The organism is Desulfovibrio desulfuricans (assembly GCF_024460775.1).
Lineage (GTDB): Bacteria > Desulfobacterota > Desulfovibrionia > Desulfovibrionales > Desulfovibrionaceae > Desulfovibrio > Desulfovibrio desulfuricans_E.
Map to the genome: position 1 here is coordinate 253558 of NZ_JANFYZ010000004.1, position 14626 is coordinate 268183.

The following is a 14626-nucleotide window of genomic DNA, read 5'->3' on the forward strand; positions in this document are numbered from 1 at the left end:
GTTTGTCCATGCTTGCTTCTCCCTACAAAGAATTCAAAGAAGCCCTTCTGGACTTTATTCCCAAAGACCGCATCCATACTGATCCCCTGCGCCTCCTGGCCTACGGCACAGATGCCAGCGTGTACCGCCTGATCCCCAAGATCGTGGTGGACGTGCTGGACGAGGCCGAAGTGGTGCAACTGGTGGCCCTGGCAGACCGCATGCGCGTGCCTGTGACCTTTCGCGCCGCAGGCACCAGCCTGTCCGGTCAGGCGGTGTCCGATTCCGTCCTTGTGCGCATAGGCAAGGGCTGGCGCAACTGGCGCGTGGGCGAAAACGCCGAGCGCATCACCCTGCAACCCGGCATCATCGGCTCCGGGGCCAACAAGATTCTGGCGGAATTTGGCAAAAAAATCGGGCCTGACCCGGCCTCCATCGACAGTTGCTTTATCGGCGGCATCTTTGCCAACAATGCCAGCGGCATGTGCTGCGGCACCTCCGACAACTCCTATAAAACCGTTGTTTCCTCGCGCATGGTGCTGGCAGACGGCACCCTGCTGGACACGGCGGACGCCAAAAGCCGCGCCGCCTTTGCCAGAACCCATGCCCATATTCTCAACGGCCTTGCCGATCTGCGCAAACAGATCATGGACAATCCCGAGCTTGCCGACCGCATCCGCCGCAAGTTCAAGATCAAGAACACCACGGGTTACAGCCTCAACGCCCTGGTGGATTACGAAGACCCCTTTGAAATTTTGCAGCATGTCATGGTCGGCTCCGAAGGCACGTTGGGTTTTATTGCCGAAGTGACTTACCGCACGGTGGAGGAGGCCCCCTTCAAGGCCTCTGCCCTGCTGCTCCTGCCCACGGTCAAGGCCGCCTGTGATCTGGCTTCTGCCGTGGCAACCCTGCCCGTTGCTGCTGCGGAACTTATGGACAGGGCATCCCTGCGCTCGGTGGAAGGCACCCCCGGCCTGCCCGAAGGGCTGGAAACCCTGGACGACGACGTCTGTTCCCTGCTTGTGGAAACCCGTGCCGCCACCCACGAACAGCTTGAAAAGAACATTGCCACCATCAATGCGGCTTTCAGCAACGTGACCTTTGTGCGGCCCTACGCCTTTACCGACAAACCCGAAGAATTCACCAAGCTGTGGCTCATCCGCAAGGGCATTCTGGCCTCGGTGGGCGGCATGCGGCCCGTGGGCACCTCCATTGTCATTGAAGACGTGGCCTTCACCCTCGACAGGCTGGGCGAGGCCGCCACAGACCTGCAGGAGCTTTTTGCCCGCCACGGCTACACGGTGGCCCCGCTCTTCGGCCACGCCCGCGACGGCAACCTGCACTTTGTTTTCTGGCAGGATTTTGGCGCTCCGGCAGAAGTGGCCCGCTACAAGGGATTCATGGAAGACTTCTGCAAGCTGGTTACGGAAAAGTATGATGGTTCACTCAAGGCGGAGCACGGCACTGGCCGCAACATCGCGCCCTTTGTGGAGCTGGAGTGGGGCAGTCAGGCCTACGCCATCATGAAGAGCATCAAGAGCCTGCTCGACCCCAAGAACATCCTCAACCCCGGCGTGCTGCTCAACAGCGATTCGCAGGGGCATCTCAAAAATCTCAAGCCCCTGCACCCCGCCGACGAACTGGTGGACAAGTGTATGGAATGCGGCTTCTGCGAGTCTGTCTGTCCCTCGCGCGATCTTACGCTCACGCCGCGCCAGCGCATCACCGTATACCGCGAAATCTGCCGCCTGCGCGAGGTTGCCCCTGATAGCAGCGAGCTGAAAACGCTGCAAAAGGGCTACGAATACATGGGCAAGGCCACCTGCGCCACAGACAGCCTGTGCCGCCCGCGCTGCCCTGCAGGCGTGGATACGGGCGTGTTCATCAAGAGCCTGCGCAAAAAGGACGCCGGATCGCTCAGCAAAAAGATTGCCGGTTCCATTGCCGACCACTTTGCGGGAACCTGCAAGGCCATGTCCATTGCGCTTAACAGCGTGGACGCCCTGCACCGCGCCCTTGGCACCACCATCATGCGCGACGGCTCGCGCCTCCTGCGCTGCCTGACCTTCAACAAGGTGCCACTGTGGAACAAAAACATGCCCAAGGGCGGGGGCTCGGTCTATCTGCCCACCCCGTACTCGGGCAACGCCAAGAAGGTCGTCTACTTCCCCAGCTGCATCGCCCGCAACATGGGCCCCGGCGAGGAGCACAACGACCGCCGTACAGAGCCGGAAGCCGTCATCAGCGTGCTGCTCAAGGGCGGGTATGACGTCATTCTGCCCAACAATCTGGACAAGCTGTGCTGCGGCATGGCCTTTGCCAGCAAGGGCCTCGCAGACGCCGCCCACAAGAAAGAACAGGAGCTGGAAAAGGCCCTGCGCCAAGCCAGCAACAATGGCGAATACCCAGTGCTGTGCGAAACCAGCCCCTGCCTCTTGCACATGAAGCAGACCCTCGACCCCAGCATCAAGCTCATGGAGCCTGTGCAGTTTATCCTTGAGAACCTCATGGACACGCTCAAGCTCAAAAAACTGCCCAAGACCGTGGCCCTGCACGCCACTTGCTCCATGCGCAAGATGGGCCTTGAGGGCAAGCTGGAAGAACTGGCCCGCAAGTGCGCTGAAACCGTGGTTGTGCCGGACGGCATCAACTGCTGCGGCTGGGCGGGTGACCGTGGCTTTACCCATCCCGAACTCAACGAGGCCGCGCTCAAGGGCCTGCGCATGCAGGTAAGCACCTGCGAGGTGGGCTATTCATCCAGCCGCACCTGCCAGATCGGCCTCTCGCTGCACGGCGGCATCCCCTACTATTCTATTGTCTATCTGGTTGACGAAGCCAGCGAATAAACAGCAAAGCGGGCGGTTCTCATGGGAGAGCCGCCCGCTGTTTTATGCGCAAGAAATGAGATGCCGTGCCTGACGGCTTTTCCCCTTATGACTGCCGTCGCTTGAACATCTTCTCCAGTTCGGCGGCGTCCCAGCGCAAGACGCAGGGGCGGCCATGCGGGCAGTATTCCCGGTCGGGCGTTTCCAGCCACTGCTGCAACAGCCCCGCGGCCTCGTCATCCGCAAGACGTTGCCCAGCCTTGATGGCCCCCTTGCACGACATAGATATGAACATGTCGGCCAGATCATCCTTACGTCCGGCAAGGGCCTCACGCAAAAAATCCCTGGCTTCGGCGCGGGAGAGTACCGGGGGCATGGCGTTGACGCGCAAGTTGCCGCCGCTGACCTCAAGGGCAAAGCCCAGAGATTCCAGCCGGGGCCGCAGTTCAAAAAAACGTTCCGTTTCAGCCGGGTGCAGGGGCAGATCCAGCGGCAGGGCCAGCAACTGACCAGACCCGGCAAATCCCCCGCGCCGCAGGCGGGCATACAGCACTCGCTCGTGCGCCGCGTGCTGGTCGAGCAGCAGCAACGCGCCGGATGCGTCCCGCAGCACCAGATAGGTCAGCGCCACCTGCCCGAGGTAGGCAAACTGCCCAACGCTCAAGGGCTGACGTTCCTGCGCCGGCGGGAAAATGTCTCCACTGTGTTCGTTCGCTTTATCCGCAGCCTGATACGGGACAGTATCAGGGGTGTGGTGCGCATAGGCTGAGGCCGCTTCCGCAAGGCCAGAAATATCTTCCGGCGCAGCAACAAACAGAGCGCTTTCCTTCTGCGCGGGTGCTGACTCATGGGCTGATGCCGCATCACTCTGAACAGAATCGCCCCACCAGTTTGCCGCACTGTCCGGGCCTGCGGCTGGTTCGGGCAACCGGGCCTGCCACGAGGATTCCTCGTCCGGCCTGTCGTCCTGCTCCTGCGGCTTGATAAGAGGGGGGTTGTCCAGCCTGCCCCAAAAACCCTGCGGACGCGGGGCAGATTGTTGGGCAGAAGCTTCAAGAGGGCTTTCCGCAGTGTCGTCTTCTGACGCGTTCGGCCAAAGATTTTCGGCCACATCGTAGGAGGTCAGCAGCGCCCCCTGCACGGCATGCAGCACGGCAGAAAACACGGCGGACTCATCCCGGAAACGCACTTCAGACTTGGCGGGATGTACGTTCACGTCCACTTCCGCCGGGTCCATCTCCACAAACAGTGCTACCTGCGGATAATCCCGGCTGGTCATACGGCCCTTGTAGGCCTCGCGCACGGCAGCAAGCAGGCGCTTGTCCGTCACCGAGCGGCCATTGACGTAAAACAGCATGCGGTCGCCGCGCGGCTGGCTCACATTGGGCAGGGCAGCCAACCCGCGCACGCGGATGCCGTGGCGGGTGCCGTCAAAGGGGCGCAGGGCCTCCACAATCAGCCGGGGCCAGAGCACGCCAAGGCGGTCGGAAAGGCTTTGCCCCGGTAAAAACCGCAGAGCCTCGCGCTCGCCGGAGCTCAGGCTCAGGCCCACGGCGGGGCGGGCCAGCGCCAGTCGGGCCAGCCAGTCCTGCGCACGTTTGAACTCTGTGGATGGGGTCTTTAAAAATTTCAAGCGTGCTGGTATGTTGGAAAAAAGATCGCGCACTTCCACCCGCGTTCCCCGGTGCAGGGCCGCCGGGGCGGAAACCGTCAGCAAGCCGTGCTCCACCTCAACCCTGTGCGCCTGTGTCTGGCCGTCTGGGTCAGTCACCGCAGAGGTTATGGAAAACCGGGAAACCGAGGCAATGCTCGGCAGGGCCTCGCCCCTGAAACCGTAAGAGCTGATGTGCTCAAGGTCAGACAGGCTGGCAATCTTGCTCGTGGCGTGCCGGGTGACGGCCAGTTCCAGATCGGCTGCGGCTATGCCGCACCCGTCGTCCTGCACGCTGATAAGGCTCTGCCCGCCGTTTTCAAGGCAAACGTCGATCTGCGCGGCATCGGCGTCAAGGCTGTTTTCAACCAGCTCCTTGAGCACGCTGGCAGGACGCTCCACCACTTCACCTGCGGCGATCTGATTGCGCAACTCAGGCGGTAGCAAACGTATATGACGATGTTTTTCAGACATAGGCCCAGTGTATTCGGGCGCGCTCCACAAGGCAAGCGGCCTCGACTGCGGCGCATGCGCGGCTGCGCGGGGAGAATAAATTCCCGTGGCAGGGCTTGCCTCGGCGCACGCTGTGCTTATGTATGGAAGACGAGGCTGCGTATGCGCGCGGCCAGGCTTCTGGCAACACGCAAAGCAAGCCGGGAGGTTTCTATGTACAGCAACACACTGAAAGCCATTGCCGAACCGCTGCGCGGTACCCCCGTGCCCGCAGGCTTTGACCCTGAAATGCTCTATGTTGAGTGCGCCCGTTGCGGCTCGCCCGTCATGTGGGAGCAGGGCAAGGCCACTCATATTCTCAGCTTGGCGGGCATTGACCCCCTTGAACTCGATTCTTCCTGCATGCTGGTCACAGACGGCTGCCCCATGTGCAGCGGCAAAGACCAGTATACGGTACAGATTTTCCGGGTCAGCGGCGATGCGCAGACGCGCCGCCCCCCATTCTTCGGCAACGCATAGCCAGCGCGGGTCTACCCCGCCCGCGTAAACCCTAGCAGAAGGCTGCCGGATCATGTGCCCGGCGGCCTTTTTGCGTTCTGCCGCAGGCAATACGGCACAGGAGCGGCAGACGCGCTTTTTCCAGCCCGGAGGGATGCTCCGGGCTTTTTTTGTTGCCCCGGCGGGGAGGCGGAACACAGTGCCCTGGCTGACCTCTCACTAATTAACAAAAAACAACATTTTTCTGACAACATAGATAAAAAGTATGAGCTATATCCACAAAATTACCCCACCTGTCTTGACGATATTCCCTTTCAGGGGCATAACACAAAACAACAAATTTGAAACAAAATTAACACATACCCGTCACACTCCGGAGCCGCCATGTTGCCAGCAGAACGCCGCAGAGAAATGGCCCGCCTCATCAAAAACCGGGGCGCGGTCAATACACGCGAACTTGCCGAAGCGCTGGGCATTTCCACCATGACAGTGCGCCGTGACCTCAAGCTGCTGGAAGAACGCAACCAGCTTGAACTCACCTGGGGCGGGGCTGTGCCCCTGAGTTTTGAAGCCAACGACATCCCCCGCGCCCGCAAGGCCGTTTCCATGCTTGAGGCCAAACAGGTCATAGCACGCGCCGCCTGCCAGTTTATCAAGAACGAAGACTTTATTGCCCTTGATGCGGGCACCACCAGCCTTGAGCTGGCCCGCCTGCTGCCCGCCCTGCCCCTCACAAGCCTCGGCGTTGTCACGCCTGACCTGGAAATAGCCCTGCTGCTTTCTGGCTGCGACCATATTTCCGTCTTTCTTTCGGGCGGGCTTATCGATCCTGTCAGCCGCGCCTGCAACGACAGCGATGCCGTGGCCTACCTGCGCGGCCTGCGCCTTACCATGGCCTTTGTGGGCACCAACGTGTGGGATGCCCACCACGGCATCACCACCAGCACTTCCGCCAAGATGCATTACAAGCGTCAGCTCATGACCAGCGCCGACAAAACCTTTCTGCTGGCGGATGCGTCCAAGTACGCCAAGTTCAGCCCCTGGCTGGTGGCCGGTGTGGAACGCTTTGACCACATCATCACCGACAGCGGCCTGACCGCCGAAGCCCGCGCCGCCCTTGAAGCTGCGCCCGCCCATTTGATTATTGCCGACGCATAACCCTTTTCTGACAAGGTTTGTTATGGATATTGCCGTTATTGCCGATGATTTCACGGGCGCCAATGCCAACGGGGCCCTGCTCACAGCCAAGGGCTTTTCCAGCGCCACCTGCCTTGGGCCGGATCACTGGAACCCCGCAGATTTTTCTGCCTACACTGCGGTTTCCCTTAATGCGGAAAGTCGCCTGCTGCCACAGCAAAAAGCCTGGCAGGTTGTGTACGACGCCGTGAGCATGTTTTGCAGGGAACATCCAGCCCTTGTTTCAAAGCGGGTGGATTCCACATTGCGCGGCAACGTGGGGGCAGAAATGGAAGCCTCCATCAAGGCTATGGACGACACCTACGGGCACCAGCAGTCGCTGGCCGTGCTGGTGCCGTCCTACCCGACATCGGGCCGCATATGCGTGGGGGGATACCAGATCGTTCACGGCATACCGTTGGAACGCTCGCCCATTGCCAAGGACGCGGCAACCCCTGTCAACAATACGTCTGTGCTTAAAATCGTGGCAGAGCAGAGCGCCATTGCCTGCGGATTTGTCCCGCTTGACAGGATCCTCGCCGGGCCTGCCGCCGTACGCGAAACCATTGAGGACGCACGCGCCCGTGGCTGTCGCGCCGTGGTCTGCGATGCCGTGGCGGATGAAGACATCACCACCATCGCTCAGGCCCTTGCCAGTGCGCCCTATCCCCTGATTGCCCTTGATCCCGGCCCGTTCACGGCAGAGCTTGCCGCCGTACGCGTCAAGGCCCCGCGCGCGCAGTTTGAAAACCGTGTTTTTCTTGCCGTGGGCAGCACCAGCGAACTGACCCGCACCCAGCTTGAGGCCCTGCGCCTGGCCCATCCCTGCCACCTCATAACGATGGATGTTCGTAAAATTCTGGCTGGAGAGGCAGAGCGGCAACAGGAATGCGACCGGGTGCTCAAGGCCGTATGCGCCCCGCACAAGGAGGCCACGGTTCTTGGCATCTGCACGGCTGGCAGCAGGGAAGATGTTTTTTCCATGGAAGAAATGTCCCGCAGGCTTGGCATTTTGCCCTGCGATATTTCGCAGCGCATCAACACGGCCCTTGCCGCCGTGACGCGCGAGGCCCTGCAACAAAAACAACTGGGCATCGGCGGCCTCTACACCTCAGGCGGAGAAGTCACGGTAGCCGTGGTGCGCACCCTGAAGGCAGGCGGATTTTCCGTGCGCGATCAAGTGCTGCCCCTTGCCGTGTATGGCCACATCATCGGCGGCGAACACCCCGATCTGCCCATGATCACCAAGGGCGGATTTGTGGGCGACAAAGACAGCCTGGTGGAGTGCATGGAATACCTGTTCACCAAGATTTCAAGCCGCAAGCGGCCCGCCTGACGCGCTGCGCCGCACCAAAACCAGTTCATAATCAACAAGGACGAAAGAAATGAAACCCCTGATTTGCGCTCCAATGGGCGACCCCGCAGGCGTTGGGCCGGAAATTCTGGCCGCTTCGCTGGCTGACGCCGCCGTCACCGACATGGCCAATGTGCTTGTGGTGGGCAATACCGAAATCATGCGCCGCGCCGCCGCCATCATGAAGGCAGACCTCGACTTCAACGAGGTGGATGCGGATCTCAACGGCTGGCGCGAGGGCGCTGCCAACATCATCAACATGGACAACGTGGATCTGGCCTCCTTTGCCTACGGCAAGGTGCAGGCCCAGTGCGGCCAGGCGGCCTTTGAATACATCAAGGCCTCCATTGAGCTGACAATGGCGGGCAAGGCCGCAGCCGTGGCGACCACGCCCATCAACAAGGAATCCCTCAAGGCAGCCCATGTGCCCTACATCGGGCACACCGAAATTTTTGGCGACCTCACAGGCACCAAGGATCCGCTGACCATGTTTCAGGTGCACAACCTGCGCGTGTTCTTCCTGACCCGTCACCTCTCGCTGATTGATGCCTGCCGCGCTGTGAAAAAAGACCGCGTGCTCGACTACATCGGCCGCTGCACCAGCGCCCTCAAGCTGCTGGGGCTGAAAAATCCGAGCATGGTGGTGGCTGGCCTCAACCCGCACTGCGGCGAGCACGGACTTTTTGGCAATGAGGAAGACGCTGAAGTGGTTCCGGCCATTGAAGAAGCCCGCCGTCAGGGCTTCAACGTTCACGGCCCCAACCCGGCGGATTCGGTCTTCCACTTTGCCCTCAAGGGCGCGTGGGACGCGGTGCTTTCGCTCTATCACGATCAGGGGCACATAGCGACCAAGATGGTGGATTTTGAACGCACCATCTCGCTCACGCTGGGCATGCCCATTCTGCGCACATCGGTGGATCACGGCACGGCCTTTGACATTGCCGGAACAGGCAAGGCCAGCGCCGTGAGCATGGTGGAAGCCATCCGCCTTGCTGCGGAATACGCGCCCAACTTCGTCAGACATTAAATCCGGGGCTCGGCCACTGCTGCAAAGGGGTATGGCAGTGGCCGCCGGATAAAGCCGGTGCGGCAACGAGGGTTTGCCGTGCACGCACTTTTAAAAGGGAGTTAACTATGGATGTGGGCAGTTGGCAGATGATTGCTGGCCTTGTGGTTGGCATCAGCGTTCTGGTTGGTCTTATTCTTTACAGTCGTATTCACGCCTTCCCGGCGCTGATCATTGCCGCCATCGTCACGGGGCTTGTGGGCGGCATGCCCTTCAGCAAGGTTATCGCTTCTGTCACCAAGGGCTTTGGCGGCACCCTGGGCAGCATCGGCATCATCATCGGCTTTGGCATCATGATGGGCGCCATCTTTGAAAAATCCGGCGCTGCCAAGCGCATGGCCAAGGTTTTTCTGAAGCTTTTTGGTAAAGGCCGCGAAGAACTGGCCCTTGCCACAACGGGCTTTATCGTGTCCATTCCCATTTTCTGCGATTCGGGTTTTGTCATTCTTTCGCCGCTGGCAAAAGCCATTTCGCGGGCCACTGGCAAAAGCCTCATAACTCTTGGCGTGGCGCTGGCGGCAGGGCTGGTCATCACCCACCACCTTATTCCGCCCACTCCCGGCCCTGTGGCCTCGGCGGAATACTTCAACGTGCCCCTTGGCGACATGATCCTGTTCGGCCTGCTGCTGGCCATCCCCCTGACCATCGCCTCCATCATCTATGCCCGTTACATCGGCAACAAGGTGTTTCGCCTGCCCGCACAGGACAGTGATGATGGTTTTGTTGACCAGCCCTATGCCATTGGCGCGGGCGGCCAGTGGATGGACGCTGACGACAGCAAGCTGCCCTCGGCCTGGAAGAGCTTTGCACCCATTCTTATTCCCGTAGTGCTCATCCTGCTTGGCACCTTCACCACCGCCCTTGTTCCCAAGGCTGAGCGCGTGGGCTTGATGTTTGACCTCATTGACGGCCTTGGTTCCCCCGTTGTGGCAGTGGGCATCGGCCTTGTTTTCGCGGCCTTCTTCCTCACCGACGGCATGAGCCGCAAGGACGTGGTCAACACGATGGACGACTCCGTCAAGCAGGCGGGCATCATTCTGCTGGTTACGGGCGGCGGCGGCGCGCTGGGCATGGTGCTGCGCGACAGCGGCGCGGGTACGCATGTGGCAAACCTCATTGCCACCATGCATCTGCCTGCGGTCATCCTGCCGCTTGCCATCGCCACCATTGTGCGCCTTATGCAGGGTTCCGGCACTGTGGCCATGGTCACATCGGCCTCCATCGTTGCGCCCATGGCCGCAACCCTTGGCCTCAATCCCACCCTTGGGGCGCTGGCCTGTTGCACTGGCGCATTTATCTTCTCCTACTTCAATGACAGCTACTACTGGGTTGTCACCCGCATGCTCGGTGTTTCGGACGTGCGCGAGCAGATCCGCATCTGGTCGGTCACGACCACCATCTGCTGGGCTGTGGGCTGCACCATCCTCATCGTGGCGGGCTTTTTCATCTAGAGCAATTTCACTCTGAGATCGCTCTGGCAACTGTGCGAACAGGCCCCGCCACGAAGCTATTACGCACGGGAGTGAGCGTCTTAAAGCTTGAGACGGCACAGCCGACCCTCTCCGACATGGTGCCGCAACAACAAATGCCGATGGCCCCCACACGGGCTGTCGGCATTTGTTGTTGGTGCAGATAAGGCCAGTCCCCGCAGCACCTGTTCATTCGGCCAGTTGTGCCCTATGCTGGGGCATCGCGGCGCGTAACGCGCCGCAGATTCCTGCCGTTCTGGAGGTAGTATGAAGATCGTCATCGCGCCCGACTCGTACAAGGAATGCCTGTCTGCCCTGCAAGTGGCCCTTTCCATCGAATCCGGCTTTCGCGAGGTTTTCCCCGATGCGGTCTACGTCAAGGTTCCTGTGGCGGACGGCGGCGAAGGCACCGTGGAAGCTATGGTGGAAGCCACGGCAGGCCGCCGGGTGGATACCACGGTACGCGGCCCGCTGGGCGACCCCGTGGATGCTTTTTACGGCCTGACCGGCGACGGCAAAACCGCTGTGATCGAAATGGCCGCAGCCAGCGGTCTGGCCCTTGTGCCGCCCCACTTGCGCAACCCCCTCAATACCACCAGCTACGGCACAGGCCAGCTTATCCGCTCTGCGCTGGATGCTGGCGCGCGCAAGTTCATTTTGGGCATTGGCGGCAGCGCCACCAACGAGGGCGGCGCTGGCATGCTTCAGGCCCTTGGAGTGCGGCTGCTGGACGGCCAGGGGCAGGAAATCGAGCCCACCGGCATGGGCCTTGGCAGGCTTGCGCGCATAGATATGTCCAACTTTGACGCCCGCCTTGCCGGCTGCGTCATTGATGTTGCCTGCGATGTGGACAACCCACTCTGCGGCCCGCGCGGCGCATCGGCCATTTTTGGCCCGCAGAAAGGGGCCACGCCTGAAATGGTGCAGCAGCTCGACGGCTATTTGCAGAACTTTGCGGCCATCGCGCGCCGCGACCTCGGCGTGGACATGGCGGACATGCCCGGCGCTGGCGCTGCTGGCGGCATGGGCGCTGCCATGTTCGCCTTTTTGAAAGGGCGGCTGCGCCCCGGCAGCGAGATTGTGACCGAAGCCGTGGGCCTGGACGCGCACGTGCGCGATGCCGATATCGTCGTTACCGGCGAGGGCCGCATTGACGGGCAGACGGCCTTTGGCAAGACCCCCGTGGGCGTTGCCCGCGTGGCAAAGCGCCACAACAAGCCGGTTATAGCCATTGGCGGTTCACTGCGGGCCGATGTGGACGCCGTGTTTGCTCACGGCATTGACGCGGTTTCAAGCGTGCTCTACCGCCCCTGCACCATTGACGAGGCCCTTACCGAAGGCAATGAAAATTTGCGCAGAACCGCGCGCAACATCGCCGCCATCCTCGCAATGGGCCTGAACCTTGGCGCATGCCGCACGGGCAGGTAGGCAGATTCGCAGCGCCCCCTGCCAGACGTATGCATCATAAAAAACGGCCACACTTTTTGCGGTGTGGCCGTTTTTTATGTTCTCAATCTTGCGGAGTTCACCCGCAAGGTTTTCTGTTTTGTTTACGCCTTCTTGGCGCGCAGGCCCGCAAAGGCCAGAATCACGCCCAGGGCAATGCCCAACGCCGCCGCAAACACCACCTGAAAATGGGCGGGCAGCATAAAGGTGATGGTGTGCGCGGGAATCCAGAAGAAAGGAATGGTCTTCTTGAGCACAAAGCTCCACATGGAATTCCAGTCGATGGTGCGGAACAGGGCCGCCACGTCAGGCTTGGTGCACAGGCTGTTGAGCGTGCCGCCGGTGGCCGCAATGTGCAGGTCGGTGAGCTTGTGGGTAATCATCAGCACCGGGGCGAAAAGCGTATTGATAAGCACGCTGATGGAAAAAGACATGAGCAGCTTGGCGCCAAAGGTCGTGGGTGCGCCCGAAAGCAGACCCATTTCGTTGAGCAGCTTGAACGTGCCCGCGCCGTACACGGTAAAGGCAATCTTGATGCCTATGCCCAGCAAACCCCAGATAATCGCCTTGGGCAAAACGCCAAATCCGGGCCTGTTGTACACGCCCGTGGTGATGCGCAGGGCAATGCATTCGCCAAGGGTAGCCAGAATGGCAAACTTGAGAAAGCTCATGCCAAAAGGATACTGGGCAGTCAGGCTGATAAAGCCCTCAAGCGCCCCGGGCCCAAAAGCCAGCCAACCGAACGCCGCCAAACAAACGCCTAAAACCACAAAATCCTTTTGACGCATACCCTCTCTCCGTATTCTCGTTGACGCTCAGGGCTACTGACACTGTGAGAACTTTTGTTCCCTGCCAAGGGTGGAAGCCTTTTTGTGAAAGGAGTGTACACATAGGTACTCAACTGGAATAAAAAGGCTTTCTGACGCAAGCAGAGGGCAAAGGAGCCATAGCGTAAACAGGCCCAAATCGGTTGGTCCCGCGCCGCGCGTAACCGCAGACGGCGGGGAAGGATCAGCCATAGCCGCGCAAGGGCGCGGGCAATTCGCATCAGCCGAGCAGACGGAGGGGGGTACCGTCAAGACCGGCTGCCGCATACTAGTGGCATTTTTGCCCCGCGTAAACACCGGCCTTGCGCAAGCCTGCACAGCGGCCCCACTCCTGACCGTAAATCAGGCGCTGGGCCAGCGTACCGGGCGGATTTCCGGGCTGTCTTCGTGCAGCGCGCTCGGCTCTGCTGTTCCTTCGGGAGATTCCACGGCCTGGGGCTTCAGCCCGCCAGAAAGCGCCGCCTGCTTGAGCACCTCGCGGGTGCGGGCAAACAGATTGCTGAGAATGGAGTTGGAAACCAGCATGCCGCTGCGGGTCAGCCGCAGATAGCCCTGCCGGATGCGGATAAGCCCGTTTTCGTGCAGGGCCTGCACCAGCCGCTGGTGATCGCGCACAAAGTCGCGCCCGGTCATCTCGCGGTATTCTTTTACGCGCAGGCCCCGCGCCGTGCGCAGGCGCAGCATCAAAAGCTCGAGCACGCGCGTTTCAGGCGTGAGTTCTTCCACAGTCTGGGCCAGTTTGCCCTCGCGGGTGCGGGCGTTCCAGGCAGCCTGACTTGAAGGATTTGTCCAGCGGCGGTTGTTGATGGTGGACGTGGCCGAAGGGCCAAGACCAAGATAGTCTTCCCCCTCCCAGTAGCCCATGTTGTGGCGGCACTGAAAACCCATGCGGGCGAAATTGGAAATTTCATAGTGCAGGTAGCCGTGCTGCTCAAGCATGGCTGCCCCTTCCATGAACATGATGTTCTGGTCGCGCTCCGGCGGCAGGGTCAGGCGGCCTTCTTCCACATCAAGCTCCAGCGGGGTTCCCGGCTCAAGCGTGAGGCCGTAGGCGGAAATATGGTCGGGAGTCATGCGGATAACATCCTTGAGCGTTTGCAGCCACTGGCGCACGCTCTGCCCCGGCAAACCCCACATGAGGTCAAGGTTGATATTGGCGCAGCCCGCCTCCCGCGCCAGAAAGGCCACGTGCAGACTGTCCTGCGCCTTGTGTGGACGGCCCAGCAGACGCAGCATGCCTTCGTCCATGCTCTGCACGCCGATGGAAAGGCGGTTGATGCCCGCATCCAGATACTGGGCCGCGCGGTGCCCGCCGCGCAGGGATTCCGGATTGGCCTCAAGCGTCACCTCAGCCTTGGGCACGAGCCTGAAATACTTGTTTATGCGCTCCATGGTCAGGCCGATGATGCGCGGCGAAAGCAGGCTGGGCGTCCCCCCGCCAAAAAAGACAGACTGCACCTCGCTGCCGCCAAGCTGGTCGCCCCAGTGGGCAAGCTCCAGGAACAGGGTATCCACGTAGTCGCGCACGGCAGGGGAGCTGGCCGCATCAACGCCGCGCCCCAGCGGGCTTGAATGAAATGCGCAGTAGCGGCAGCGCGTGGAGCAAAAGGGAACATGTATGTAAAGCAGCATAAGCGATCCTGTGAGTGACAAAAAAACGACGCTCCGCCTGCGCGTAACACCCTGCGGAACAAAGAAAAAACCAGCGTTGCAGCCCACTGGCAACAGATATGAACAAAGTCTGCAAGGAATATGCCCGCATCCGCCGCCGTGCCGGGAATTCCGCGCGCAGGCGGCTGCCCGCCCTTGGCAAAAACGCGGCGGCGAAGTATATTCACCAATTGGAACACGGCGCAAGCGCCCTGCGGCCTTCTGCCGCATC

General features: G+C 60.8%; 10 protein-coding genes. 7 read left to right on the top strand and 3 right to left on the bottom strand.

Annotated features, from left to right (window positions below; translation table 11 throughout):
• Positions 1-8 precede the first annotated feature (8 nt).
• A complete protein-coding gene (locus NE637_RS06975; protein ID WP_227118165.1) occupies positions 9-2825 on the top strand; it encodes an FAD-binding and (Fe-S)-binding domain-containing protein in 2817 nt (938 codons plus the stop codon).
• 85 nt (positions 2826-2910) lie between these two features.
• On the opposite strand, the gene mutL is transcribed toward NE637_RS06975, so the two are convergent.
• On the bottom strand, positions 2911-4929 hold the full coding sequence (gene mutL / locus NE637_RS06980; protein WP_227118166.1) for a DNA mismatch repair endonuclease MutL: 2019 nt from the start codon (positions 4927-4929) through the stop codon (positions 2911-2913).
• Positions 4930-5121: 192 nt separating this feature from the next.
• Here mutL and NE637_RS06985 point away from each other — a divergent pair, with 192 nt between their 5' ends.
• The 6 genes from NE637_RS06985 (at position 5122) to NE637_RS07010 (ending at position 11899) form a co-directional block, all read left to right on the top strand.
• Positions 5122-5427 carry a hypothetical protein gene (locus tag NE637_RS06985; RefSeq protein ID WP_192113188.1) on the top strand — a complete coding sequence of 102 codons (306 nt, stop codon included), beginning with the start codon at positions 5122-5124 and terminating at the stop codon, positions 5425-5427.
• A 363-nt stretch (positions 5428-5790) separates the two neighbouring features.
• On the top strand, positions 5791-6564 hold the full coding sequence (locus NE637_RS06990; RefSeq protein WP_227118167.1) for a DeoR/GlpR family DNA-binding transcription regulator: 774 nt from the start codon (positions 5791-5793) through the stop codon (positions 6562-6564).
• 22 nt (positions 6565-6586) lie between these two features.
• Entirely contained in the window at positions 6587-7918 is a 1332-nt protein-coding gene (locus NE637_RS06995) for a four-carbon acid sugar kinase family protein (protein WP_192113186.1), read from the top strand.
• A gap of 49 nt (positions 7919-7967) precedes the next feature.
• A complete protein-coding gene (gene pdxA / locus NE637_RS07000) occupies positions 7968-8963 on the top strand; it encodes a 4-hydroxythreonine-4-phosphate dehydrogenase PdxA (RefSeq protein WP_192113185.1) in 996 nt (331 codons plus the stop codon).
• Between the two features lie 107 nt (positions 8964-9070).
• Positions 9071-10453 (top strand): GntP family permease, encoded by a 1383-nt coding sequence (locus tag NE637_RS07005; protein WP_192113184.1) that lies wholly within the window; start codon positions 9071-9073, stop codon positions 10451-10453.
• A 285-nt stretch (positions 10454-10738) separates the two neighbouring features.
• Positions 10739-11899, top strand: a complete 1161-nt coding sequence (locus NE637_RS07010) for a glycerate kinase (protein WP_227118168.1) — start codon at positions 10739-10741, stop codon at positions 11897-11899.
• Between the two features lie 122 nt (positions 11900-12021).
• On the opposite strand, the gene NE637_RS07015 is transcribed toward NE637_RS07010, so the two are convergent.
• Both NE637_RS07015 and hemW read right to left on the bottom strand, forming a co-directional pair.
• On the bottom strand, positions 12022-12705 hold the full coding sequence (locus NE637_RS07015; RefSeq protein WP_192113182.1) for an Mpv17/PMP22 family protein: 684 nt from the start codon (positions 12703-12705) through the stop codon (positions 12022-12024).
• Between the two features lie 381 nt (positions 12706-13086).
• On the bottom strand, positions 13087-14376 hold the full coding sequence (gene hemW, locus NE637_RS07020; protein ID WP_215647530.1) for a radical SAM family heme chaperone HemW: 1290 nt from the start codon (positions 14374-14376) through the stop codon (positions 13087-13089).
• Positions 14377-14626 lie beyond the last annotated feature (250 nt).